Annotated in this window: 23 protein-coding genes; 18 read left to right on the top strand and 5 right to left on the bottom strand. The window is 70.8% G+C overall.

Going from position 1 to position 23,449, the window contains the following annotated elements; translation table 11 throughout:
• The first annotated feature begins 118 nt into the window (after window positions 1-118).
• Window positions 119-403, top strand: coding sequence for a DUF427 domain-containing protein (locus AB0M88_RS27565; protein WP_364107137.1), 285 nt, complete (start codon window positions 119-121; stop codon window positions 401-403).
• An 11-nt stretch (window positions 404-414) separates the two neighbouring features.
• Here AB0M88_RS27565 and AB0M88_RS27570 read toward each other — a convergent pair whose 3' ends face one another.
• A complete protein-coding gene (locus AB0M88_RS27570; RefSeq protein ID WP_364107139.1) occupies window positions 415-804 on the bottom strand; it encodes a hypothetical protein in 390 nt (129 codons plus the stop codon).
• A complete protein-coding gene (locus AB0M88_RS27575) occupies window positions 794-1,276 on the bottom strand; it encodes a YbaB/EbfC family nucleoid-associated protein (protein ID WP_364107141.1) in 483 nt (160 codons plus the stop codon). Before AB0M88_RS27575 ends, AB0M88_RS27570 begins: the two co-directional genes overlap by 11 nt.
• A 177-nt stretch (window positions 1,277-1,453) precedes the next feature.
• Between AB0M88_RS27575 and fxsA the strand changes: the two genes are divergently transcribed.
• Genes fxsA through AB0M88_RS27590 form a run of 3 tightly spaced genes read left to right on the top strand, consistent with a single transcriptional unit; the run spans window position 1,454 to window position 4,993 of the window.
• On the top strand, window positions 1,454-1,645 hold the full coding sequence (fxsA, locus tag AB0M88_RS27580) for an FxSxx-COOH cyclophane-containing RiPP peptide (protein WP_364107143.1): 192 nt from the start codon (window positions 1,454-1,456) through the stop codon (window positions 1,643-1,645).
• A gap of 4 nt (window positions 1,646-1,649) precedes the next feature.
• Entirely contained in the window at window positions 1,650-3,248 is a 1,599-nt protein-coding gene (locus AB0M88_RS27585) for an HEXXH motif-containing putative peptide modification protein (protein ID WP_364107144.1), read from the top strand.
• 56 nt (window positions 3,249-3,304) lie between these two features.
• Complete coding sequence (locus AB0M88_RS27590; protein WP_364107146.1) at window positions 3,305-4,993, top strand: EAL domain-containing protein; 1,689 nt, start codon at window positions 3,305-3,307, stop codon at window positions 4,991-4,993.
• Here the strand turns inward: AB0M88_RS27590 and fxsT are convergent.
• Window positions 4,990-7,413, bottom strand: a complete 2,424-nt coding sequence (gene fxsT, locus AB0M88_RS27595; RefSeq protein ID WP_364107148.1) for an FxSxx-COOH system tetratricopeptide repeat protein — start codon at window positions 7,411-7,413, stop codon at window positions 4,990-4,992. The two genes, AB0M88_RS27590 and fxsT, sit on opposite strands and share 4 nt — an antisense overlap.
• Window positions 7,414-7,493: 80 nt before the next feature.
• On the opposite strand from fxsT, the gene AB0M88_RS27600 reads away from it, so the two are divergent.
• Window positions 7,494-7,811: an STAS domain-containing protein gene (locus tag AB0M88_RS27600; protein ID WP_364107150.1), complete on the top strand. Its 318-nt coding sequence runs from the start codon at window positions 7,494-7,496 to the stop codon at window positions 7,809-7,811.
• Here the strand turns inward: AB0M88_RS27600 and AB0M88_RS27605 are convergent.
• The gene (locus tag AB0M88_RS27605; protein ID WP_364107152.1) at window positions 7,774-9,081 is read right to left on the bottom strand and encodes an MFS transporter; all 1,308 of its coding nucleotides are present in this window, start codon (window positions 9,079-9,081) and stop codon (window positions 7,774-7,776) included. The two genes, AB0M88_RS27600 and AB0M88_RS27605, sit on opposite strands and share 38 nt — an antisense overlap.
• Window positions 9,082-9,153: 72 nt before the next feature.
• Here AB0M88_RS27605 and AB0M88_RS27610 point away from each other — a divergent pair, with 72 nt between their 5' ends.
• From AB0M88_RS27610 to AB0M88_RS27655, 10 genes are all read left to right on the top strand, one after another.
• A complete protein-coding gene (locus tag AB0M88_RS27610) occupies window positions 9,154-10,119 on the top strand; it encodes a helix-turn-helix domain-containing protein (RefSeq protein ID WP_364107154.1) in 966 nt (321 codons plus the stop codon).
• Between the two features lie 114 nt (window positions 10,120-10,233).
• Window positions 10,234-11,898, top strand: coding sequence for an ATPase, T2SS/T4P/T4SS family (locus tag AB0M88_RS27615; protein WP_364107156.1), 1,665 nt, complete (start codon window positions 10,234-10,236; stop codon window positions 11,896-11,898).
• Window positions 11,899-12,020: 122 nt separating this feature from the next.
• On the top strand, window positions 12,021-13,157 hold the full coding sequence (locus AB0M88_RS27620) for a type IV pilus twitching motility protein PilT (RefSeq protein WP_364107236.1): 1,137 nt from the start codon (window positions 12,021-12,023) through the stop codon (window positions 13,155-13,157).
• A gap of 4 nt (window positions 13,158-13,161) precedes the next feature.
• Window positions 13,162-14,394 carry a type II secretion system F family protein gene (locus AB0M88_RS27625; RefSeq protein ID WP_364107158.1) on the top strand — a complete coding sequence of 411 codons (1,233 nt, stop codon included), beginning with the start codon at window positions 13,162-13,164 and terminating at the stop codon, window positions 14,392-14,394.
• Window positions 14,395-14,495: 101 nt separating this feature from the next.
• On the top strand, window positions 14,496-15,020 hold the full coding sequence (locus AB0M88_RS27630) for a prepilin-type N-terminal cleavage/methylation domain-containing protein (protein WP_364107160.1): 525 nt from the start codon (window positions 14,496-14,498) through the stop codon (window positions 15,018-15,020).
• A gap of 68 nt (window positions 15,021-15,088) precedes the next feature.
• Complete coding sequence (locus AB0M88_RS27635; protein ID WP_364107162.1) at window positions 15,089-15,877, top strand: prepilin peptidase; 789 nt, start codon at window positions 15,089-15,091, stop codon at window positions 15,875-15,877.
• Between the two features lie 11 nt (window positions 15,878-15,888).
• Window positions 15,889-16,914: a type IV pilus assembly protein PilM gene (gene pilM / locus AB0M88_RS27640; protein ID WP_364107164.1), complete on the top strand. Its 1,026-nt coding sequence runs from the start codon at window positions 15,889-15,891 to the stop codon at window positions 16,912-16,914.
• Window positions 16,914-17,615 (top strand): PilN domain-containing protein, encoded by a 702-nt coding sequence (locus tag AB0M88_RS27645; RefSeq protein WP_364107166.1) that lies wholly within the window; start codon window positions 16,914-16,916, stop codon window positions 17,613-17,615. The genes pilM and AB0M88_RS27645 overlap by 1 nt, the downstream gene beginning before the upstream one ends.
• Window positions 17,615-18,220 (top strand): type 4a pilus biogenesis protein PilO, encoded by a 606-nt coding sequence (gene pilO / locus AB0M88_RS27650; RefSeq protein ID WP_364107168.1) that lies wholly within the window; start codon window positions 17,615-17,617, stop codon window positions 18,218-18,220. The genes AB0M88_RS27645 and pilO overlap by 1 nt, the downstream gene beginning before the upstream one ends.
• A 75-nt stretch (window positions 18,221-18,295) precedes the next feature.
• A complete protein-coding gene (locus AB0M88_RS27655; protein ID WP_364107170.1) occupies window positions 18,296-18,949 on the top strand; it encodes a GntR family transcriptional regulator in 654 nt (217 codons plus the stop codon).
• Here AB0M88_RS27655 and AB0M88_RS27660 read toward each other — a convergent pair.
• Window positions 18,943-19,788, bottom strand: coding sequence for an LLM class flavin-dependent oxidoreductase (locus AB0M88_RS27660; RefSeq protein ID WP_364107172.1), 846 nt, complete (start codon window positions 19,786-19,788; stop codon window positions 18,943-18,945). The two genes, AB0M88_RS27655 and AB0M88_RS27660, sit on opposite strands and share 7 nt — an antisense overlap.
• Window positions 19,789-19,892: 104 nt before the next feature.
• On the opposite strand from AB0M88_RS27660, the gene AB0M88_RS27665 reads away from it, so the two are divergent.
• The 3 genes from AB0M88_RS27665 to AB0M88_RS27675 all read left to right on the top strand — a co-directional run bounded on the left by AB0M88_RS27665 (window position 19,893) and on the right by AB0M88_RS27675 (window position 23,441).
• The gene (locus AB0M88_RS27665) at window positions 19,893-20,024 is read left to right on the top strand and encodes a hypothetical protein (protein WP_364107174.1); all 132 of its coding nucleotides are present in this window, start codon (window positions 19,893-19,895) and stop codon (window positions 20,022-20,024) included.
• Between the two features lie 253 nt (window positions 20,025-20,277).
• On the top strand, window positions 20,278-21,498 hold the full coding sequence (locus AB0M88_RS27670) for an FAD-dependent oxidoreductase (protein ID WP_364107176.1): 1,221 nt from the start codon (window positions 20,278-20,280) through the stop codon (window positions 21,496-21,498).
• On the top strand, window positions 21,495-23,441 hold the full coding sequence (locus tag AB0M88_RS27675; RefSeq protein WP_364107178.1) for a thioesterase domain-containing protein: 1,947 nt from the start codon (window positions 21,495-21,497) through the stop codon (window positions 23,439-23,441). The genes AB0M88_RS27670 and AB0M88_RS27675 overlap by 4 nt, the downstream gene beginning before the upstream one ends.
• Window positions 23,442-23,449: the final 8 nt, after the last annotated feature.

The raw sequence follows: 23,449 nt of genomic DNA on the forward strand, positions 1-23,449 counted from the left end.
ACTCTAGATCCTGACACTTGAGCCCAGCAATCGGCGGATGAGTGGCCACGTTTCACCCGCGACCGCGATTAACGTCCGCACATCGGACGACCGGCCGGTCACGCGCTACGTTCGGGATATGCCGAAGGCCATTTGGAACGACGAGGTAATAGCCGAGAGCGACGACACCGTGGTGCTCGAGGGCAACGTCTACTTCCCACGAGCCTCCCTCCGGGAGGACGTGCTGGTCGAGTCCGCCACCCACACGGTCTGCCCGTGGAAGGGCAAGGCGTCGTATTACACGCTCCAGTTCGACGGGCACACCACGCCCGACGCCGTCTGGTATTACCCCTCGCCGAAGCCGGACGCCGCCGCGGTGCGCGACCGGGTCGCCTTCTGGAAGGACGTCAAGGTCGAAGCCTGACCGCGCCGCCCTCACGACATCGTCGGGCGGGCCTCTTCGATCGACTTGACCTCGAGATATTCGAGCATTTTGGCCTGTTCACCCGCGTCGAGCGCGCCGAACGCCTCGTAGGCTTCGGCGCGCGCGTGGTCCGTACCGCCGGCCAGCAGCGCGATGATCGCGGTCCAGGCCAGCGAGACCGGGTCGAAGACCCGGGCCTCGCGCAGCGAGGTGAGCCGGCTCAGCATGGCCACCTTGGTCGCCGCATCGTCGTCGGCCGGAATGCGGTCGGAGAGCTCGAAGAGCGCTCGCCCCCGATAGGGGTGCTCGGCCTCGATCATGCGGGCCAGCTCGGCGTTGGTCATCCGGTCGACCGGCGGCGCCTGACCCCGGCGCGGCAGTTTGGGCAGGTCACCGGGCACGACTGTCCCGCCCGCTCTCGAAGCCGTTGCCGGGCAGTTGCTGCGGCAGGGTCGGCGTGCTCTGGAAGGTCGGGAACGGCGGCGTCGGCATCACCGGCGTCACGGGCGGCTCCTCGCTCTCGTCCGGCTCCATCGGGAACCGCTGGCTGAAGCTGTCCAGCACGGCCTTACCGGTCTCGCTGTCGGACCCGACGGTCTCGTCGACCGCCATCGCGGCCTGGTCGACGATCGCGGCCTGAGCCCGGCGGATGGTCCGCATCAGCTCGGCGGCGAGCATCGTGCCGGGCAGCCGTTGCACCCGGTCGTCCAGCTCTATTCCGGTCACCAGCCCGGAGCCCGCCACCGTCACCCGCACCGCACCGTCGTCTCCGATGGCGGACGCTTTCAACGTGGCGACCCGGTCGGCGAGGGCGACGGTCGAGCTCATCGAGCCTGACGCCGCGTCCGGTGAGGCGGAAATTCCCTCCGGCACAGTTTTGTCCTCCGTTGCCGACTTTCGTGCTGTTGGCGGCTCTATGAGATCACGGTCGCGCAACAACCGGCACCTCGGCCCCTGCTCACAGCCCTTGGCCGACCACCGTAACCTTCAGGCATACATTGATTGTTGCTGACGGACATTCTTTCGACGGACAAGGGCGAGGCAGGTGTCGTGGACCGGACCACGGGGGGCGTACCCATCGAGTGGGAGTCCGGCATAATCGATATCTCCGAAATGTCGCTCGAGGAGCTGGGCACCCTCCCCGCCGACGACAAGTCCCCGCTGGCCAGCAGCCTGCGCCGGGTGGCCGAGGAGCTCACCGACGCCACCGAGCAGATCGCCGGCTTCAACTCGGCGCTGTGAGCCGTTGCGCCACTTCCGGCTCGCCGACCGCGACCTAGGCACCCTCGCGGCCGGGCGCCCCTCCCCCGACACCCTCGGCGAGCTGCGCAAAGCGCAGCTCAGCCGCCATTTGCTCCTGCTGGGCGAGATCCTCAAGGTCGAGACACCCCTCTGGTACGCGGCGGCCCCGTCCCGCCCGGCCCTGGCCGATCCCGCCACCGGCCTCTACGCCGCCACGGCGGTCGCGGCGATGCGTTCCGGCGGGCGGCCGCCCGAACGTCCCACCCTCGTCAGCACCGCCCCCATCGTGACCGTCACCTGCGAAGACCTCACGCTGAGCGTCCGCCTCGAGGACGCCGACCCACTCCGTGACCGTCTCGGACTGCCCCCGACCGGCCGCCTCACCCCGGCCGAGATCGCCCACTGGCAGCACATGCTGTCAAAATCCTGGCAATTACTGGTCCGCCGCCACCGCCCGTCGGCCGAGATCCTCGCCGAGGTCCTGCGCGTCATCGTCCCGGTCGAGCCCGACCCGGCCGCCGACGGCGTCAGCGCCACGTCGGCCCACGCCTACGGCGCCCTCGCGATGTCTGCCCCAACTGACCCGGTCTCCCTGGCCGTAGGACTCCTCCACGAAACCGCCCACAGCCTCCTCAACGCGACGACGCTCCTGTTCGACCTGGTCCGCCCGACCCGCGCACTCGGCTACTCACCGTGGCGCGACGACCCGCGCCCGACCTCGGGAATCCTGCACGGCGCCTATGCGTACCTGGCCGTGACCCGCTTCTGGCGTACCGACGCGATGCTGGGCGGCGGGCGGCGGGCCCAGTTCGAGTTCGCCCGCTGGCGCACCGCCGTAGCAGACGCCGCCGACTCCCTGCTCGCCACACATGGGCCGGGCGGTTCCCGGGGCGACGATCCGGTGCTGACCCCGGCTGGGCGGCGGTTCGTCGGCGCGCTGCGGGACGAGGTCGGGCAGTGGCTCGAGGAACCGGTCGACCGTGAGGTCGCCCGGCTCGCGAGCGGAGCCAATCTCGATCACCGGGTGCGGTGGCGGCTGCGCAATCTGCGGGTGTCCGAAGAGAGCACACGGGCGCTGGTCGACGCCTGGCGAAGCGGGCGGCCGGCGCCGGAGCCGCCCGTGGCCGAGGTTGTCGCCGGGGCGCGCCGGCTCGAAGTGAGCGGACGGCTCCGGCTGGCGCACCAGTGGCTGCGGGACACCGAGCACGGCGACGCGGGGGCGAGCCGCAAACAGGACCCTGACCCGGGCGACGACACGGGTTCTGCCGGGGAACGGAACGCCGGCAGCGGTGGCGGGGCGCTGCCCGCCGGAGTTGGGCCGGGGCGGGACGGGGCCCAGGGTGACCACCGGGGCCGGGCCGGCGGCGGCGTGTGGCCCGGGGATGTCGCCTGGCTGGGCGGTGAATACGGGACCGGGCGGGATGCGTACGTCCGGGCGCTGGAAAACGCCGGCGTGACGGCCCCGCTCGGCGAAATCGACGCCGCGCTGGCGGGTTTGGCCCTGGTGTCGGGGCACCGGGTGCTGCGGGAGCGGCCGGAGGTCGTCCGGGCGGTGTGGCTGGCCCGGCCGGCGCTCGAGGCCCTGCTGGCGTGGCTGAGCTGAGCACGGTTCGCTCATGTGAGCCTGCGCGCAACCGATGGAATGCGCGGAGGTGAAGCATGGGGCGGACGGGCAAGGCCATGGACACGCTGCGTCGCGTGGTCGACGACGCCATGATCTTTGCGTCGCTGCTGGTGCTCGCGTGGCCGGTGTTCTTCGATGACCTCAACCGGCGCGACGCCGGGGTGTTCGACTGGGCGTGGCCGACCGCGGTCGTGCTGGTGATCGGCGTGGTGGTCGTGAAGGTGAGCAAGCGGTGGCCGCTCGCCCAATATGCGCCGGCGGCCGCGGCCGTCGTCCTCGCCGCCATCCTGCACGCCTGGATGGGCGGGGCGAGCCGGGAGCTGACCTGGCTGATCATCGCGGTGGCGGCGATCGTCCTGGTGCGGCAGTTCCTCGGTGCCCGCACCAACGAGGGCCTGATCCGTGATCTCACCCGCCAGCGCGCCATCATGGCCCGCCAGGCGTTCCGCGACCCGCTGACCCAGCTGGGCAACCGGGCCATGTTCATCGACCACGCCGAGGACGCGCTGGCCGACGCCGACGAGACGATGACCGCGGTCATCATCATCGACCTGGACGGGTTCAAGGAGGTCAACGACACGTACGGCCACGCGGCCGGCGACGAGCTGCTGAGGACCACCGCGGCCCGGCTGAACGCGAACGTGCGGACCAACGACACGGTGTCCCGGCTCGGTGGCGACGAGTTCGTGGTGCTGCTCCCCCGGCTGGTCGACGACACCATCGCCGACACGGTGGCCGACCGCATACTGCGGGACCTGCTTCAGCCGCTGGTGGTCGGCGACATCATGCTCAGCATCCGGGCCAGCGCCGGCATCGCGATCACCCGCGGCAGCGGCCACGACGTCGACGAGGTGCTGCGGGAGGCCGATCAGGCGCTCTACCAGGCCAAGGCCGAGGGTAAGGGTGTGGCCCGGCGGTTCGACCCGGAGCTGTTCGCGCGCACCGAGCAGCGGCGGCTCGACGAGGCCGAGCTGCGGCAGGCGTTCGCCGAGAAGCAGTTCGAGGTGCACTACCAGCCGATCGTCGACCTGGACGGCGAGCACACGGTCGGCGTCGAGGCGCTGATCCGGTGGCGCCATCCCGAGCGCGGTCTGCTGCCGCCGGCCGCCTTCCTCGACCTGGCCGAGGAGCTGGGCATGCTGCCCGAGGTCGGGCACTGGGTGCTGCGGGAGGCGTGCCGGCAGGCGGTGGCCTGGCAGGAGCACACCCCGGGCTTCGAGCTCAACGTCAACCTGTCGGCGTCGCAGCTCGGCAACCCGGCCCTCTGCGACGAGGTGCTCGAGGTGCTGACCAGCACCGGCATCCCGCCGCACCTGCTGGTGCTGGAGTTGACCGAGACGGTGGCGCTGACCGACCTGAGCGAGTCGGCCCGCATCCTGGGCTCGCTCAAGGGCCTCGGCGTGCGGATCGCGCTCGACGACTTCGGCACCGGGTTCTCGTCGCTGAGCCACCTCGGGGTGCTGCCGGTCGACGTGGTGAAGATCGACAAGTCGTTCGTGCAGGCGATGCAGGAGAGCGGCGGCGCCTCGGTGGCCGAGGCGGTGCTGCAGATCGCCCGCACGTTCAACCTGGCCCCGGTGGCCGAGGGCGTCGAGGACGCGGTGCAGGCGTCGCGGCTGCGCGAGCTGGACTGCGCGCAGGCGCAGGGCTACCACTTCGCCAAGCCGATGCCGGCCGGCGAGGTGACCGACCTGCTCAACCGCCAGGCGGCGCTCAAGGCCTAAAGCGGCGACAGGTCGATGTCGACCTCGAGCCGATTCTTGAACGACACGTCGGACAGCACCGGATGGCCCTCGCCGAAGACCTTGGCGAGGGCCTCCGCCGTCTGGCGCAGGGCCTCGGCGTCGCCACCGCCCAGCACCGCGTTCCACTGGACGGCCAGGGTGTCGGGGTGCTCGGCGCCGCGGATCAGCCGCGACCGCTGCCAGGTGTCGGAGGCGACCTGCTGGCCCTGCTGCCGCTCGCCCAGCCCGAACAGGTCGGAGGCGAAGCCGTTGGCGCAGGCCAGCGTGAACGGGTGGTCGGCGCCGACGCTGCGCTGCAGGCCGCTCAGCGCCTCCTGGTCGATGCGGCGGGCCTCGGCGTGCCGGCCCAGACCGCGGACGACCCCGGCCAGCGCGGCCGACGAGGCGAGCGTGAACGGGTGCTCGTCGCCGAGCGTCGAGTGGTAGCGCAGCACGACCCGTTCGAGCAATTCGTGCGCCTGGTCGAGGTCGCCGTCCTGGCGGGCGCAGTTGGCCAGCGACAGCCCGGCGGCCAGCGTCTCGGCGTGCCGGTCACCGAACCGGCGGCGGCACCGGTCGAGCGCCCACTCGGCCTGTTCGGTGGCGGTGGGCAGGCCGCGCCGGCGGTCGGCCATCGAGGCGATCCGGGCCGCCCAGAGCGCGAACGGGTGGTCGTCGTCGAGCGAGTCGAGCCGGCCGCCGGCCAGCAGCGCGGCGGCACCGCCGTAGTCGCCGAGGCCGAACAGGTCGTAGGCGACGGCGGCCCGGGACGACAGTGTCTCCGGGTGGACGTCGCCGAAGACCGTCTGCCGGTGCCGCAGGATCTGCTCGTCGAGCGTGCGGGCGCCCCGGAAGTCGCCGAGCAGCCGCAGGTCGGTGGTCAGGTTGTTGGCGCAGCGAAGCGCCGTCGGGAAGCTCTCGCCGAACAGCCGGCGGTAACGCACCAGGTTGTCGCCGTCGAGCTGGCGGGCCTGCCCGAAGTGGCCGCGGATGCGCAGGTCGGCGCCGACGCTGTTGGCGGTGGCCAGGGTCGTCTCGTCGTCGGCGCCGAGCACCTCACGCTGGATGCGCAGCGTCTGCTCGTTGAGGCTGCGGGCCTCCGACGCCCGCCCGACCGCGCGCAGCGCGTTGGCCAGGTGGAACGAGGCGAGAAGGGTCTGCTCGTCGGTCTCGCCGAGTGACTCCCGCCAGCGCGCGGCGGCCGCGGCGGCCAGGTCGCGGCTGGAGTCGTAGTCGCCGCGGGCGAAGTGGAAGCGGATGCAGTTGATGACCAGCTGGCGGACGTCTTCGCCGCTCGCGCCGAGGATGTCGGAGTGGATCAGGTGCGGGGTCAGCTCGGCGTAGCGCGGCCAGCCGGACGGGTTGTCGGGGTCGCCCGGGTCGGCGGCGGCCAGCATGCCGCGGACGGTCGACAGCAGCGCGGCGTGCCGCTCCGAGCTGAATCCCTGGCTGAGCATGCCGCGCACCAGCGGGTGCACCTGCAGGGAGGCACCGGGCGGATCGAGGTCGGCCAGGCCGTATCGCCCGATCAGGCGGATCGCGGCCTTGAGCCGGCGTTCGATGCGCACCACCCGGGCCAGCTCGTCGTCGAGCGGCTGGGTGCGGGCACCCCAGAGCAGGTGCCAGGAGATCGGGGCGCCGCCCAGGAAGGCACAGAGCTCCAACAGGGCGAAAGCGGCCGGGGAGGCCTCCGCCAGGGCGTCGGCGGCCAGACCGTACGCCACCCGGGTCGGCGTGGGAAACGCCAGTTCCGCCTCTCGGCGCGCGTAGCGCTCGAGGTATTCCTCGACCGGCCAGCCGGTGGCGGCCCGGACCGCGGCCGCCTGGTCGAGGGCCATCGGCACGTCGCCGAGCCGCTCGGCCAGCCGGCCGGCGTCGGCCGGGGTCAGGTCCGGTGCGCGGTGGCGGAGCAGGTCGATGCTGTCGGCCCGGTCGAAGACCTCGACCGGCACCGGCTGGGCGATGTCCTCGGTCCAGCGCGGGTTGCGACTGGTGATCAGCACGTGGCCGGCGCCGCTGGGCAGGTAGGGCTGGATGTCCTCGGGGCGGTTGGCGTTCTCGAAGACGACGAGCCAGTTGCGGTAGGGCTCGCCGCGGCTGAGCGCGTCGCGGACCGCGGCCAGCGTGCGGTTGATGTCACCCGTTTCGGGGAGGCCGAGTCGCTTGGCCAGACCGGTCAGCGCGGCCCGGGTGCCCGCGGTCTGCTCGGCCGGGATCCACCACACGAGCTCGTACGCGTCGGCGTAGCGGTAAACATATTCGACCGCCAGCTGGGTGCGTCCGGTGCCACCGAGAGGATGATCGGCACCGGGAAGGAGTACGGCCGGGCCGTTCGCCAGTCGGGACTGCAGCCGGGCCAGCAGGTCCTCGCGGCCGACGAATCTAGAATTGCGCGGCGGCAGACCGCCCAGGATCGGCACACCACGCTCCTCACGTGTTTGGTGATGCCGATTACCGTACGTGGAACCATCGCCACTGGGAACCAGGAAGGGGTTCGTCGTTGGCCGACGAGATCGTGACAACCCTCGATCAGGACGCCCGCACCACGACCGTCGCCCTGCACGGGGAGATCGATGTGCTGACGGTCGACCAGGTGCGGGTCGCGCTGGCCGGCGTTCTCGCGGCGCGCCCGCCCGAGCTGGTGGTCGAGCTGAGTGATCTGAGCTTCATCGACTCGACCGGGCTCGGCGCGCTGATCGCCGGATTTCAGCGCGCCCGGGACGCCGGCGTGTCGTTCCGGCTCGCCCATCCGACCCCGGCGGTGCGCCAGATCCTGGTGCTCAGCGGGCTGCTTGAGGTTGTGCAGCTGACGGAGTAGACATCAGGCCGATGCCGGGCGCGATCGGCTTGAGGCGCTTGCCGGCCAGGAGCATCAGGCTCAGCAGGCTGGCGAAGACGGCCAGGGCGCCGGCGCCGTACCAGGCGGCGTTGTAGCTGCCGAGTTGGTCGCGGAGCAGTCCGGCGGCGCTGGCCGCCGCGGCCGCGCCGATCTGGTGCGAGGCGAAGACCCAGCCGAAGACGACCGCGCCGCGCTGACCGAAGTATTCGCGGCACAGGGTCACGGTCGGCGGCACGGTGGCGACCCAGTCGAGGCCGTAGAACAGGATGAACAGCACCATGCTCGGGTGCACGGTGGCCGCGAACAGCGACGGCAGCACCAGCAGCGACATCCCCCGCAGGAAGTAGTAGCCGCCGAGCAGGATGCGGCTGTCGACCCGGTCGGTCAGCCAGCCCGAGGCGATGGTGCCGACGATGTCGAACAGGCCGACCAGGGCGAGCAGGCTCGCCGCGGTCGTCTCCGGTACGCCGTGGTCGTGCGCGGCTGGGATGAAGTGGGTGCCGACCAGCCCGTTGGTCGTGGCGCCGCAGACCGCGAAGCCCCCGGCGAGCAGCCAGAACGCCCGGGTGCGGGCGGCTTCCCGGAGCGCGCTCAGCGCGGTGCGGGCGGCTCCGGCCGGGGCGATCGGCGCCGGCGGGGTGAATGCGCCGCCGTACGGGGCGATGTCAAGCTCGGCCGGGTGGTCGCGCAGCCGCCACCAGACCAGGGGCACCACGGCGAGCGCGGCCGCGGCGACGGTCAGCGCCGCCACCCGCCAGCCGTGCTGGGTGGTCAGCGAGGCGAGCACCGGCAGGAAGACCAGGTTGCCGGCCGCGCCGCCGGCGGTCAGTACGCCGGTGACCAGGCCGCGGTGCTTGACAAACCAGCGGCCGGTGATCGTGGCGACGAAGCCGAGGGCCATCGAGCCGGTGCCCAGCCCGACCAGCACCCCCCAGAGCAGCACCAGTTGCCAGCTCTGGCGCATCAGGACGGTGAGGCCGGAGCCGGCCGCGACCAGCACCAGCGCGGCCATGATCACGCGGCGGATGCCGAAGCGGTCCATCAGCGCGGCGGCGAACGGGGCGGTCAGGCCGTACAGCAGCAGGTTGACCGAGACCGCGGCCGAGACCGTCGCGGTCGACCAGCCGAACTCGTCGTGCAGCGGGCCGATCATGACGGACGGGGTGGCTCGGAAGCCGGCCGCCCCGACCAGCGCGATGAACGCGACGGCGGCGACGAACCAGGCCGGATGCGGGCGAGTCTTGATCACGAGATCGATTCTGGCGGAGATCCGGCCGCCCGGACGAGTGGCCGGGAGGCCATCATGCGCAAGAATTGGGCCATGACTCACGCGGTGGCGATCCTCCTCCTCGACGGCATCGTGCCTTTCGATCTCGGTTCGAGCACCCAGATTCTCGGAACCGCGCGGGATGCCTCGGGGAAGCGGCTCTACTCGCTGAAGGTCTGCGGGGCCGGCCCGGTGCGCTCCGAGCACGGCTTCACCGTCGTCCCCGACCCCGGCCTGGAAGAGCTGGCGACCGCCGACACCGTGGTCGTTCCCGGCGTGCACAGCGGCGGTCCGGTCTCCGACGGCTCACTTCCCCCGGCGATTCGGGACGCCCTGGTCGCGGCGGCCGCCCGGGGCGCCCGGATCGTCTCGATCTGCACCGGCGCCTCGGTTCTGGCCGCCGCCGGCCTGCTCGACGGACGCCCGGCCGCCACCCACTGGAACTGGGCTTCGACGATCAGCCGGCTCTATCCGGAGGTCGAGTGGAACTTCGACGTGCTGTTCGTGGACGACGGCGACGTGCTGACCAGCGCCGGGGTGGGCGCCGGCATCGACCTCTGCCTGCACATCGTGCGCAACGACTTCGGCACCGAGGTGGCCAACCGGGCCGCCCGGCGCTGCGTGGTGCCGCCCTGGCGCGACGGCGGCCAGGCCCAGTTCATCGAGCGGCCGGTGCCGGCCGCCGCCACCGGCTCGCCGACCGAGCCGACCCGGGCCTGGACGCTCGACCGGCTGGCCGAACCGGTCACCCTCGAGGACATGGCCGGGCACGCGCGGATGAGCGTACGCACGTTCACCCGCCACTTCCGCTCGGAGACCGGGCTGAGCCCCCGGCAGTGGCTGCTCCGCCAGCGGGTCGCCCACGCTCAACTGCTGCTCGAATCGACCGATCTGGGAGTCGAGACCGTCGCCCGGCGGTCGGGACTGGGGAGCGCCACCGCGTTGCGCCAGCATTTGCAGGCGACGATCGGGGTGGCGCCGTCGGCGTACCGGCGAACCTTCCGGCAGCCCACCCCCTGAGCCCGCCCAATCGGCACCATAGTGTGACGAATCACGGCAGACTGATCCTCAGTTGGCGTCACCCGTAACCGATGGGCAGATGCCAACCGTGTAATTGCCGCCGCTGAGGATGTCATGGACCAGACCTTCCGCCCGCTGCTCGAGGCCCTGAAGCAGATCGGCGTCGACCCGGTCGCGATCGACGCCGCGGCCGACGAGGCGCAGAAGAGCGGTCGCTCGGTGCGGGCGGTCCTGATCAACGACAACGTGGTCACCGAGGAGCAGCTGACCTCGGCCGCCGCCCGGGCGTTCGGCATCAACACGGTCGACCTGGTCAGCTTCACCCCCGACCCGGCCGCCCTCAAGCGCATCCCGCTCCCGGTCGTGCTGCGGCACCGGGTGCTCGGCCTGTCCATGGCCAACGGCGAGATCATCGTCGGCGTCACCGACCCGGGCGACGTGGTCGCGCTCGACGACGTACGCGCGGCGACCGGCATGACCGTACGCCCGGTGGTCGTCGCCCGGAGCGAGGTTCGCCGGATCATCGAGCGCCTCCAGCGCGAGTCGAGCGACCTCGGCGAGATCGAGACCGAGCTCGACGACTCGAACACGATGACCGCCCAGGCGACCAGCGCCGACGACGCGCCGATCGTCCGCTACGTCAACAGCCTGATCGAGCAGGCGGTCCAGAACCGCGCCTCCGACCTGCACCTCGAGCCGACCGAGGACGACATGCGCGTCCGCTACCGGATCGACGGCGTGCTGCACGAGGTCGACATCATCCCGCGCGGCGTCATGAACGCGCTGATCTCCCGCATCAAGATCATGTCGGGCGTCGACATCACCGAGCGGCGGGTGCCGCAGAACGGCCGCATCACGGCGATGATCCGCGACCGCACGGTCGACCTGCGTACCGCGACCCTGCCCACGGTGTGGGGCGAGAAGATCGTGCTCCGGGTGCTCGACACCGGCGGCATCGACCTCGACATGAACAAGCTCGGCTTCACGAGTCAGAACCTGGACCGGTTCGCCGAGTCGTTCACCAAACCGCACGGCATGGTGCTGGTCACCGGCCCGACCGGTTCCGGGAAGTCGACCACGCTCTATGCCACGCTGGGCCGGATCAGCAAGCCCGAGGTCAACGTGATCACGGTCGAGGACCCGGTCGAATACCGCCTGCACGGGGTCAACCAGGTGCAGGTGAACGCCAAGGCCGGCCTGACCTTCGCCGCCGTGCTGCCGGCCATCCTGCGGTCCGACCCCGACGTCGTGCTGATCGGTGAGATCCGGGACAGCGACACCGCGCAGATCGCGGTCGAGGCGTCGCTCACCGGTCACCTCGTGCTCTCGACCCTGCACACCAACGACGCACCCGGCGCGATCACCCGTCTCACCGAGATGGGCATCGAGCCATTCCTGGTCGGCTCCTCGCTCGACTCGGTGCTCGCCCAGCGACTCGCTCGCCGCCTCTGCGACTGGTGCAAGGAGGCGTACGTGCCGTCGGAGGAGGAACTGGTCGGCGCGCGCTGGCCGGAGGAGGACCTGGCCGTACCGGAGTGGGTCTATCGCCCGGTCGGCTGCCGCAACTGCGCCAACACCGGCTACCGGGGCCGGATCGCGATCCACGAGGTCATGATGGTCTCCCCCGAGATCGAGTCGCTGACGATCCGGCGGGCCTCCTCGAACGAGATCCGCGAGGTCGCGATCCACCAGGGCATGTACGACCTGCGCGCGGACGGCCTGGCCAAGGCGTCCGGCGGCCTGACGTCCATCCGTGAGGTCTCCCGCGTCGCCATCTGAGCGGCGCACCCTACCCGGCAAATTTCCCGCTCGCTCGAATCCGGCCGAACCGGTCCTAAAGCCGCCCGTTCAGGTGCCGAATTTAGATGGCGTCAAGACCTGCGAAGAGATTGCCGGTGCAGATGTACACGCTCGACCATCAGGTGCCGCACCAGTCGGTGCCGAACGAAGCGACCGGGCCCGGGCCCGGCGATCTGGCCGTCCTCAACCAGATGCTGGTCACCCTCGTCGAGTCACGCGGGTCCGACCTCCACCTGACCGTCGGCACGCCCCCGATGATCCGGGTGAACGGCTCGCTGCGGCCGCTCCCCGGCTACGGCAACCTGAACTCGGGCGACACCGCCCTGCTGGCCCGCGCCGCGGTCTCGCCCGAGCAGTGGGCGTCCTTCGAGAAGGAGCAGGAGCTCGACTTCGCGCACAGCATCGCCGGCGTCTCCCGGTTCCGCGGCAACCTCTACATCCAGCGCAACTCGTGCGGCGCGGTCTTCCGGGCCATCCCCCACGAGATCAAGCCGCTGGACGAGCTGGGCATGCCGGACTCGGTGGCCCGCTTCGCCCACCTGCCGCGTGGCCTGGTGCTGGTGACCGGCCCGACCGGTTCCGGCAAGACCACCACACTCGCCTCGATCCTCGACCTGGCCAACCGCAGCCGGGCCGACCACATCATCACGATCGAGGACCCGATCGAGTTCCTGCACCCGCACAAGCGCAGCGTGGTCAACCAGCGTGAGGTCGGTTCGGACACCGAGGACTTCGCCAGCGCGCTCAAGCACGCGCTGCGACAGGACCCGGACATCATCCTGGTCGGCGAGCTCCGTGACCTGGAGACCACAGCGACCGCGCTGACCGCCGCCGAGACCGGCCACCTGGTGCTGGCGACCCTGCACACGCAGAGCGCCACCCAGACCATCGACCGGGTCATCGACATCTTCCCGCCGCACCAGCAGCTGCAGATCCGGGCCCAGCTGGCGGCCTCACTGCAGGGCGTCATCACCCAGGCGCTGGCGCCCACGGCGGACAACAAGGGCCGGGCGGTGATCTGCGAGATCCTCACCGCGACCCCGGCCATCCGCAGCCTGATCCGCGAGGGGAAGTCGCACCAGATCCCCTCCTTCATGCAGGCCGGCGCCGGTGACGGCATGTTGGCCTTCGACCAGCACCTGGCCGAGAAGGTTCGCGAGGGCATCGTGACGCTCCAGGTCGCCCTCGAGCTGTGTCACTCGCAGGAGGAACTCAAGCGTCTCGTGGGACGGATGTGACCTGATGCCGAGCACGAAGACCTACCACTACAACAGCATCGACTCGACCGGGCGCCGCACCAAGGGGACGGTCGAGGCGCCGAACGAGGCCACCGCGACCCACATGCTGCGGCAGCGGGGCGAGACTCCGCTCGACGTGTCCGAGGCCGGCCAGGGCCTGAACCGGGACCTCAAGATTCCAGGTCTGGGCGGCCGGCTCAAGCTCAAGGACCTCGCGGTCTTCTCCCGGCAGTTCGCGACGATGACCGCCTCCGGCATGTCGCTGCTGCGCTCGCTGTCGATCCTCGAGGAGCAGACCAGCTCCCCCAGGCTGAAGGCCGCTATCGGCGAGATCGGCGCCGACGTTTCCTCGGGCGTCTCGCTCTCGGCGGCAATGGGCAAGCACGACCGGGTCTTCCCGCGCCTGATGATCGCCATGATCCGGGCCGGTGAGGCCGGCGGCATGATCGACCGCGCTCTCGAGCAGATCGCCGACAGTACCGAGAAGGACTCCGCGCTCCGCGGCAAGATCAAGAGCGCGATGACGTACCCGGCGATCGTGCTGTCGTTCACGTTCGTGCTGATCGCCGCCGTGCTGATCTTCATCGTGCCGATCTTCGAGAACATGTTCAAGAACCTCGGCGGCCAGCTGCCGGCGATCACCCAGTTCCTGGTCACGGCCAGCCACAACATGTGGTGGATCGGCCCGCTGGTGATCGTCGTCGGGGTCGGCACCACGGTCTTCTACAAGACGAAGTCGCGCACGAGCGCCGATTTCCGGCTCAAGGTCGACAAGATCAAGCTGCGGCTGCCGGTCTTCGGGCCGCTCTTCCGCAAGCTCGCGATGAGCCGCTTCTCGCGCAACCTGGGCCTGCTGCTGAACGTGGGCGTACCGGTGATGCAGGCGTTGACCGTGGTCGGCGAGACCACCGGCAACGAGGTCATCAATGTGGCCATGAAAGACGTGCAGAGCGCGGTACGCGACGGAAACCCCATGTCATCGGCGATGCGCCATCACCCCATCTTTCCCGCCATGGTCACGCAGATGATCGAAGTAGGGGAAGAAAGCGGCCAAATCAGTCAGATGCTCGACAAGGTTGCCGATTTCTATGACAGGGAAGTCGACGCCGCCGCCGAGTCCCTGACCGCTTCGATCGAACCGATCATGGTGCTCGTCATGGGTGCCGTGGTCGGCGGAATGGTGATCTGCCTGTATCTGCCGATGTTCACCATCTACCAGAACATCCAGAGCAACTGACGCTCAGGAGTAGTAACGACCGGCCTCCCGTTCGGTCGTCGGGCGCCCGAGCCCTTGAAAAACAAACCCGCCCCACCTGACGCCTACTGGAGGCACCACCAATGCACGACATCATCAGCCGGCTCCGCGCCAAGAAGGGCGACGAGGGCTTCACCCTCATCGAGCTCCTTGTCGTCGTGGTCATCATCGGTGTCCTGGTCGCCATCGCCGTGCCGGTGTACCTGAACTACCGCAAGGGCGCGGCCGACAAGTCGGCCCAGTCGGACGTGCGTGGCGCGGTCAGCACGATCGAGCAGTTCTACACCGACAACGGCAACACCTACCCGAACGGCACCAGCTGCACCAAGGTGGCGGTGAGCTTCCAGCTGACCGCGGCGGCCACCGGCTGTTCGCTCACGCAGCCGGCAGCCGGCAACGCCGCGCCGGCCGGCTGGGTCGTCGTGTCGGACAAGACCACGATGTCGTACGTCCCGACCCCTCCGACCCCCGCCACCGCGCCGATCACCTCGTACAAGGTCTGCGCCACCAACGGCGGCGGCAGCGGCAAGATCTACGTCTACGACAGCTCCAAGGGCGGTTCGGTCACGGCGGCCACCACCGCGGTCGACATCGCCACCTGCGCCTGACCTGACCATCGGGCGATGACCGGGTGGCGCCGACGCCACCCGGTCTCTCACCACCGAGGAGGACGCACATGCCGCAGCCCGCGCTGCTCACCGTGGTCGCCCTGCTCGGGCTGGCGGTGGGCTCGTTCCTGAACGTCGTGATCTACCGGGTTCCCCGCGACGAGTCGCTGGTCAAGCCCGGGTCGCACTGCCCGCACTGCGGCCACGCGGTGCGCAACCGGCACAACGTCCCGGTGCTCGGCTGGCTGCTGCTGCGCGGAAAGTGCGCCGACTGCCAGTCGCCGATCAGCGCCCGCTACCCGCTCGTCGAGGCGGGCACGGCCGCGCTGTTCGTCGCGGTCGCGGCCCGCTTCGGCCTTTCCTGGGAACTGCCGGCCTACCTCTACCTGGCCGCGATCGCGGTCGCCCTGGCCGCGATCGACCTCGACGTCATGCGGCTGCCCGACAAGATCGTCCTCCCCTCGTACGGGGTAGCGGTCGTCCTGCTCGCCCCGGCCGTGCTGGCCGAGCACAGCTGGGCCGCCGCCACCCGGGGCCTGATCGCGGCCGTCCTGCTCTACGGCCTGTACTTCGTCCTCGCCGTCCTGCCCCGCGGCATGGGCGGCGGCGACGTGAAGCTCGCCCCGCTGCTCGGGCTCTATCTGGGCTGGCTGGGCTGGAGCTCGGTGGCGGTCGGCGCCTTCGCCGGCTTCCTGCTCGGCGGCCTGGTCGGCGCGCTGCTCATGGTGCTCAAGCTGGCCGACCGCAAGAGCCGGATCCCGTTCGGCCCGTACATGCTCGCCGGCGCCTTCCTGGCGGTCTTCGCGGCCGCCCCGATCGCACACTGGTACACCTCCCTCCTGCTCCCCACCAGCTGAAAGGACCCTCGATGGCTGGCGTCATCCCGATCGGGCTCGACATCGGCTCGTCCTCGATCCGGGCCGTCGAGGTCCGGCGCACCAAGGACGACTTCTCCCTGTCGAACTTCGGCCAGGTCCCGCTGCCCGCCGACAGCGTGGCCGGCGGCGTCATCCAGGACCCGGGCGCGGTCACCGCGGCGCTCAAGCAGCTCTGGGCGGCCTGCAAGTTCGGCACCAAGCACGTCAGCCTCGGTGTCACCAGCCCGCAGCTGGTGGTGCGCGAGATGTCGGTCGCCAACCTGCCGGCCAAGGAGATGCGTCAGGCGCTGCCGTTCCAGGTCAAAGACGCGCTGCCGCTGGCCGTCGAGCGCTCGCTGCTCGACTTCTATCCGCTCGAGGAGCCGGGCGGCAACCCGACCGTACGCGGCCTGCTGATCGCCATGCCGAAGGACGCGGTGCTCGCCGCGGTCGACGCGTGCGAGAAGGCCGGCCTGCACGTCGACGCGGTCGATCTCGCCTCGTTCGCCCTGCTGCGCGCCGCCTCCCGGCTGGACGCCCAGGTCGAGGCTATCGTCGACGTCGGCGCCGAGGTGACCAGCGTGGTCGTGCACGTCGACGGCGAGCCGCTGATCGTGCGGACGGTGCCACGCGGCGGCAGCGAGATCACCGAGAGCATGGCCACCCGGCTCGGTGTGCCGGCGAACGAGGCCGAGGTGATCAAGTGCCGGTTCGGCCTGCACGGCGACGGCAACCCGGCGACTTCGGACGCCGCCCTCGACGCGATCCGCCCGCTGGTCAGCGAGCTGCGCAGCTCGTTCACCTATCTCGCCTCGGGCGAGCGGCAGAAGCAGGTCACCCGGATCTCCCTGTGCGGCGGCAGCGCGCTGATGCCCGGCCTCGCCGAGCACCTGCAGTCCCAGCTGAACCTCCGGGTGATGTACGCGGACAGCGCCAGCCGGCTGCGCGACACCCGCAAGGGTCGCGAGCGTGGCTTCGACAGTTTCGTGCCGTCGGCCGCCGTGTCGATCGGCCTGACGTTGGGAGCGGCCGCCTGATGAGCACCAGCCTGATGCCCCTCGACCCGGCGATGTCGCCGCAGCAGGTGTCCCGCCTGCTGCCGATCCGGGCCAAACTGCTGCCGGCCGAGATCACCAGCCGGCGCAACGCCCACCGCATGCGGGCCTTCGTGATCGCCGGCGTGGTGCTGGCGCTCGCCGGGCTCGGCGGCTGGAGCGCCCAGGCCTATCACGACCACAGCCTGGCCGAGGACGACCTGACCGCGGTCAACGCCCAGATCGCCAAGGTCAACAGCACCATGAACGACCCGCAGCACGCCCAGGTCACCAGGACCATCAACGACAACAAGGCGATCTCGGACGAGCTCAAGACGCTGATGGCGAACGACCTGCGCTGGTCGACGCTGCTCGACAACCTGCGCTCGACCGGCACCGCGTCGAACGTCACGCTCAGCCAGATCTCGGTGTCGCTGTCCGAGGCGGGCACCGCCACGACGACCAGCGCCGGCGCGGTCGCCACCCTCAACCTCCAGGGTGCGGCCAAGGACAAGAGCACGATCGCCGGGTTCATCAAGAAGCTCGGCGCGATGTCCGGCCTCGGCAACCCCTACCTGACCACGGCCTCGCAGTCCTCGGAGACCGGCGCGGACCGGCACTACACGTTCACGATCAGCGCCGACGTGACGCCGTCGGCCCTGTGCGGCCGATTCACCACGCCGTGCAAGACCGGAGGCAAGTGATGACGCAACGCATCGACCGGCTCTGGCTGATCGGCGGCATCGTGGTCGTCGTGCTTCTCGCGGTGGCCAGCTGGTTCCTCGTGATCAGCCCCAAGCACACCGACACCGCCGCTGTACGCGACCAGGTCGGCGACGGCAACATCCAGCTCACCAAGCTCCGGCACCAGCTGGCCGCGCTCGACACCGAGAAGAAGCAGCTGCCCGCGATGAAGGCGAAGCTGGCCGCCTACCAGAAGGCCCTGCCGTCCGAGGACGCCCTGCCGGCCAACAACCCGCAGGCCGCGTTCCTCAACCAGCTGCAGGACTTCGGCACCGCGTCCAAGGTCGACATCAACAGCCTCACCGTCGGCCAGCCGGCCGCGTCGGAGGCGCTGCCGTCGGTCAACGAGGTGGCGATCACCCTGAGCGTCGAGGGCGACGTCAACGACATGAGCGCGTTCCTGCTGCGCATGCAGAACGCCCAGGGCCGGGCCGTGCTGATCACCTCGGTGGGGCTGACCGCCAAGACCGACGAGAACGGCGCCGGCAACGACGTCACCGCCAGTCTCGTGCTGACCGCCTTCGAGACCCCGGGCAGCGGAGGCACCAAGCTGACCACCAAGTAGCCGTCACTGGAGGTGTCGCGGTGATCCACGCCGGGTAGGCGGAGACGGCCCGGTCACCGTGAGTACAGTGCCCGTATGTCTTATGCGGTTCCACCCACCCGGACCGCGGCGGTCGTCCGTCAGCTGCGGAACGAGATCGTCACCGGTGAGCTGCCACCGGGCACCCTGATCAAGGACGCCGAGCTGGCCGCGCGCCTCGGCGTGAGCATCACTCCGGTACGCGAGGCCATCGCCCAGCTCTCGGTCGAGGGCCTGATCGACATCGCGCCCAACCGCACCCGGCACGTCACCCGGGTGACCCAGAAGAACGCGCTCGAACTGATCGACGTGATGAGCGTGCTCGCCTGCGCCGGCTTCGAGTGGGGCGTCGACAACCTCACCGCCACCCATCTCGACCTGCTGCGCCAGCGGCAGGTCGAGTTCGTGACCGGGCTGCGCGAGGGCAACGTGCTCGCCGCCGGGGCGGCCGGGGCCGACTTCAGCACGACCGTGATCCTGGCCAGCGGCAACCGCGAACTGCAGTCGATGGTCGACCTGGTGGTCGCCCGCACGATGCGCATCCTGGCGATGACCGCCGAGAGCGACCTCTGGAGCATCTGGATCGACGGCCACGCCGAGATCCTCAAGCTGCTCGAGGCGGGCGACAGCCGGGGCGCCCTGGCCCGCTACCGCAAGATCTACGTCGACTACCGCGCCGCGGTCGAGCAGGAGCTGTTCGAGGATCAGTGACGCCGTAGCAACGTTTCGACGGCCTCGATCGCCGGGCGGCGTACGGCGAAGCGGGTGATCCCCCACCGCGACTCGACCGCCCGGATCTTCGCCGCGATCTCCTCGATGGTCCCGGCCAGCATGAACGGCGCCGCGATCAGGTCCTCGGCCGGCGTCGACGTGTCCTCGGCCCACTTGTCGTAGACGGCGCCCGCGTCGTCGGTGACCTCGACCAGCTGCACGAGGGCCTCCATCGGGGTGCCGCCGGCCAGTTCGACCTGCGCGTCGACCTGGGCGGTGTGCCAGCGCACCTCGTGCGAGTGGCCGTCGTCGAGGGTGCGGCCGAGACCCGAGAGGCCGATCAGGTCGGCGTGCTCGGCCGCCCAGCCGAGCAGCCGGGTGTTGCCGCCGCCGATCAGCAGCGGCACCGGCTGCTGCACCGGGCGCGGCTGGTCCATGCCCTCGCCGGCCAGCATCCGCCGGGTCTGTTCGGCCACCGCGATGCAGTGGTCGACGCGGGCGCGTACGCCCGGGCGCACCTTGCCGACCGCGGCCCACTCGGCCGGGGTGTGGCCGGCGCCGAGCCCGAGGATCGCCCGGCCGCCCGAGACCACGTCGAGAGTCGCCACGTCGGCGGCGAGCAGGATCGGTTCGCGGACACCCGCGTTCACGACGTACGACCCGAGCCGGAGCCGGGAGGTGGCCACGGCCGCGGCGGCCAGCGCGACGAACGGGGCCGCGGTCGAGCCGGGGTGGTCGGCGACGTAGAGCGCCTCGAAGCCGATCTCTTCGGCCCGCCGGGCCAGGTCGAGCCACGCGGTGGCGTCGTCGGGGGCGGCCTGCAGGGAGAAAGTCGTCATTCCTCATCCTCACCGGCCGGCCCGGCCACCGCAGCCCCGTGCGTGATCTTCACGCGACCGATGGCCCGGGAGCCCCGGATCCGCGCGGCGTAACGTGTCCCGGCGTGACAACGATTGAGGGTGCGCTCGTCTTCGCCGGAATCCCGCTCGCCGTGGTGGGTGTCGTCTTCGGCGCGGTTTTCAGCACCACCCCGAAACCCCCGCGGGACGAGTCGAAAAAGGCCAGGAAGTCCTGATCTCATGGGCCTCCAATCAACCCGTCGCATACCCGATTAAATTTCGCGGTCATCTAATCAAGAAACCGGCGACCGACCTTCCTGTCTTCGGTTGTTCGGCTGAGAAGCCATCCCCGGATCGGCGTCCACCTGCTGACTTCCCGACACCGCAGACGCCTTCAAGGGACTATCTGGGAATTTTCTGAAAAGCTAATATCCCCGGACGATCGCCGAATCCTCGGCGACCTTTGTCACATTGCATGGGACGGTCGCAGTGACAGTGGCCATCGTCGGGGCGGGGCCGTACGGCCTTTCGATCGCGGCACATCTTCGCGCGCTGGGAATTCCATATCGGATCTTCGGCACGCCGGTCGACACCTGGTCGCAACACATGCCGGCCAGCATGTTCCTGAAGTCGGACGGTTTCGCCTCCAGTCTCAGCGACCCCGACGGCAAGGGCACGCTGGAGAACTACTGCACCGACCGCGGCATCCCCTACCACCCGACCCGGCGGCCGGTCCCGGTCGAGCTGTTCGTCGACTACGCGCGCGCCTTCCAGGAGAGATTCGTCTCCGACCTCGAGGAACGCCAGGTCGTCTCGCTCGACAAGGCCGGCGAGGTCTACACCCTCGGGCTCGACGACGGCGAGACGCTCCACGCCGACCAGGTGGTTCTCGCCGTCGGCATCACCCACTTCGGTCTCGTACCCCCGCAACTCGAGGGCCTGCCGCCGGAGCTCATGTCGCACAGTTCGGATCACCACGACATGGAACGCTGGGCGGGGCGCACCGTCGCCGTGATCGGCGGCGGCTCGTCGGCCATCGACCTCGCGGTGTTCCTGAAAGAGGCCGGCACGAAGGTCACGCTGGTGGTGCGCGCCGACCGTCTGCGCTTCGCCTCGCCCCCGACCGACCGCACCCGCACCCGCTGGGAGCAGATCAAAGCCCCCTCCTCGGGCCTCGGCCCGGGCTGGAAGTCCTGGGTGTGCGAAAACCTCCCCCAGTTCTTCCGCTTCCTGCCCGGCGACGCGCGGACCGCGATCGTGCGGCGGCACCTCGGCCCGGCGGCGGGCTGGCCGATGAAGGGCCGACTGGAGGACGGCGTCGACATCCGGCTCGGCACCAGCATCGAGCGCGCGTCCGAAGAGGACGGCCGGGTGCGCCTGACACTGCGCCAGTCCGACGGCACGACCACCACGATGCTGGCCGACCACGTGGCGGCGGCCACCGGCTACCTGCCCGACGTCGAACGGCTGCGGTTCCTGAGCCGGCCACTGCGCTCGGCCGTACGCACCCACAACAACGCGCCGGTGGTCGACGGCGGCTTCCAGACCTCGGTCGACGGGCTCTACATCGTCGGCCCGGGCGCGGCCGACAGCTTCGGCCCGCTGATGCGGTTCATGGTCGGAGCCGAGTTCGTCGCGCCGACCGTCGCGAAACGCCTGGCCCGTCGCGCCCGCCGCACCCAGCCCGCACGCCGGGTGACGACCGCATGAGCACACCGGTCACCGTCGGCGTCCGGCTCGAACAGCTCCGGCCCGGCTCGTCGGTCGAAAACCTCTTCCTCGTGCCGGGCCTCGACGGGGACCCGGCCGAGCTGGCCGGCCTGGCCGCCGCCCTCACCGGACCCCAGTCGGTCTACGCGGTCGCGCCGGCGCCCGGCGGACCGGCCGACCTGCCCGACATGTGCGGGCGGCTGGTCGCGGCGGTCCGGCAGGTCCAGCCCCGCGGACCGTACCGGCTGGGCGGCTACTCCTTCGGCGGCCTGGCCGCGCTGGAGATGGCCCAGCAACTGCGGGCGGCCGGCGAGACCGTCGACGCGCTGTTCCTGATCGACGCGATCTTCGACGAGCGGTACTGGCCGCGCCGCACCTGGCAGCGGGCACTGATCCGCCGCACATGGTGGCAGCTGGTACGCATCGCGCGCCTTCCCCCGCGACCGGCGGTGGCCGAACTGCGGCACCGCGGCGGCCGCCTGCTCCAACGGCTGCGGCGGCGCGACACCGGGTCGCCGGACGCGCTGCACGCGATCGAATCGGCCGAGCCGACCCCGGCCGAAACCGCCCTGCGAGCCATCGGCGGCTACCGGCCCCGGTTCTACGACGGCGACCTCACCCTGATCGCCTCCGCCGCCGACCGGCACTTCGGCGCCGACACCGGCCGGCTGTGGGACGGCCACGCCCGCCACATCGACCTGCTGCGCATCGACGGCGACCACCTGACCGCCATGCACCACCCGGGGCCGGCCGCGGTGATCGCCCAGATGATCGACCACCGCCTGGCCGCCCACCGCCCCGACTGGCCCGGCCTGCGCCCGGCCCCCGGCTTCGCCCGTCCGATGATCGTCACGACCATGCGCTGGTTCTCCGCCGCCCGGCTGGCCAACGCGCTGGCCGAGGCCGGCTTCGAGGTCTCCGCCTGCCACCCGGCCGACCACCCGCTCGACGTGCTGACGACGCTGAACGCCGGCCACCGGCTGCGCCGCCTCGGCCGCCTCGCCAGCCTCGAAACGGCGATCCACGCCTCCCGGCCCGACGTGCTGCTGCCCGACGACGACCGGGCCTGGGCCCTGCTCCGGCGCCTGCACGGTCACACCACCGACCCCGCGATCAAGGCACTGATCGAGCACTCCCTCGGGCAGGCCCCGGACTGGGAGCGCATCTCCTCGCGTACGGCGGTGGCGCAGGAAGCCCGCAAAGCGGGCGCCGCGGTCCCGGACACCGAGGTGATCCCCGACCTGGCGGCCCTTTCCGGATGGCCGCTCCCGCTGGCCCTCAAGACCGACGGCAGCTGGGGCGGCCGAGGCGTCGCCCTGGTGCGGTCACCGGCCCAGCTCGCACCGGCCTGGGCGTCGATGTCCCGCCCGTCCAGCTACCCCCGGGCGATCAAACGCCTGGTGGTCAACCGCGACGTCGACGGCATGGTCGCCCGGCTGCGCGGCCGGCGGCCGGTGGTCAACGCCCAGCAGTACGTCGAGGGCCGCGAAGCCATCGTCACGGTCGCGTGCCTGGCCGGCGAGGTCCGCGACCTGGTCTGCCTCGAAGTGCTCCAGTCCACGAACGAACGCGGGCCGGCCGCGACGGTCCGGCTGATCGACGACCCGGGCATGGAGGCGGCGGCCCGGGCGGTGGTGGCGAGGTTCGGGCTGAGCGGCTTCTGCGGCATGGACTTCATCCTGACGCCGGACGGTACGGCGCAGCTGCTCGAGCTCAACCCCCGCGTGACGCCGACGTGCTACCTGCTGGTCGAGGGGGGCCACGCGGCGGGGCGGGCGCTGACCCTGTTCCCGACCGAGCACGCGACGGCCGAGGTGGTGGACGTGCCGGTGCGCTCGCTCGCCCTGACCCGGCTCGGCTCCCAGATCACGGCCCGGCAGTCGAGGCCACTGACCCGCATGGGCCGCCGTCTGACCCAGCGCCTCAACCCGTCCCGCTTCTGAAGCGCTGC

Origin of the sequence: Actinoplanes sp. NPDC051411 (assembly GCF_040682075.1) — a bacterium.
In the GTDB taxonomy this organism is placed as follows: Bacteria; Actinomycetota; Actinomycetes; order Mycobacteriales; family Micromonosporaceae; genus Actinoplanes.

Excerpts from the sequence above, each read along its gene's own strand:
- AB0M88_RS27565 (WP_364107137.1), top strand. The coding sequence starts at position 119 with ATGCCGAAGGCCATTTGGAACGACGAGGTAATAGCCGAGAGCGACGAC.
- AB0M88_RS27590 (WP_364107146.1), top strand. The coding sequence starts at position 3,305 with ATGGGGCGGACGGGCAAGGCCATGGACACGCTGCGTCGCGTGGTCGAC.
- AB0M88_RS27610 (WP_364107154.1), top strand. The coding sequence starts at position 9,154 with ATGACTCACGCGGTGGCGATCCTCCTCCTCGACGGCATCGTGCCTTTC.
- AB0M88_RS27615 (WP_364107156.1), top strand. The coding sequence starts at position 10,234 with ATGGACCAGACCTTCCGCCCGCTGCTCGAGGCCCTGAAGCAGATCGGC.
- AB0M88_RS27620 (WP_364107236.1), top strand. The coding sequence starts at position 12,021 with ATGTACACGCTCGACCATCAGGTGCCGCACCAGTCGGTGCCGAACGAA.
- AB0M88_RS27625 (WP_364107158.1), top strand. The coding sequence starts at position 13,162 with ATGCCGAGCACGAAGACCTACCACTACAACAGCATCGACTCGACCGGG.
- AB0M88_RS27630 (WP_364107160.1), top strand. The coding sequence starts at position 14,496 with ATGCACGACATCATCAGCCGGCTCCGCGCCAAGAAGGGCGACGAGGGC.
- AB0M88_RS27635 (WP_364107162.1), top strand. The coding sequence starts at position 15,089 with ATGCCGCAGCCCGCGCTGCTCACCGTGGTCGCCCTGCTCGGGCTGGCG.
- pilM (WP_364107164.1), top strand. The coding sequence starts at position 15,889 with ATGGCTGGCGTCATCCCGATCGGGCTCGACATCGGCTCGTCCTCGATC.
- AB0M88_RS27645 (WP_364107166.1), top strand. The coding sequence starts at position 16,914 with ATGAGCACCAGCCTGATGCCCCTCGACCCGGCGATGTCGCCGCAGCAG.
- pilO (WP_364107168.1), top strand. The coding sequence starts at position 17,615 with ATGACGCAACGCATCGACCGGCTCTGGCTGATCGGCGGCATCGTGGTC.
- AB0M88_RS27655 (WP_364107170.1), top strand. The coding sequence starts at position 18,296 with ATGTCTTATGCGGTTCCACCCACCCGGACCGCGGCGGTCGTCCGTCAG.
- AB0M88_RS27660 (WP_364107172.1), bottom strand. The coding sequence starts at position 19,788 with ATGACGACTTTCTCCCTGCAGGCCGCCCCCGACGACGCCACCGCGTGG.
- AB0M88_RS27675 (WP_364107178.1), top strand. The coding sequence starts at position 21,495 with ATGAGCACACCGGTCACCGTCGGCGTCCGGCTCGAACAGCTCCGGCCC.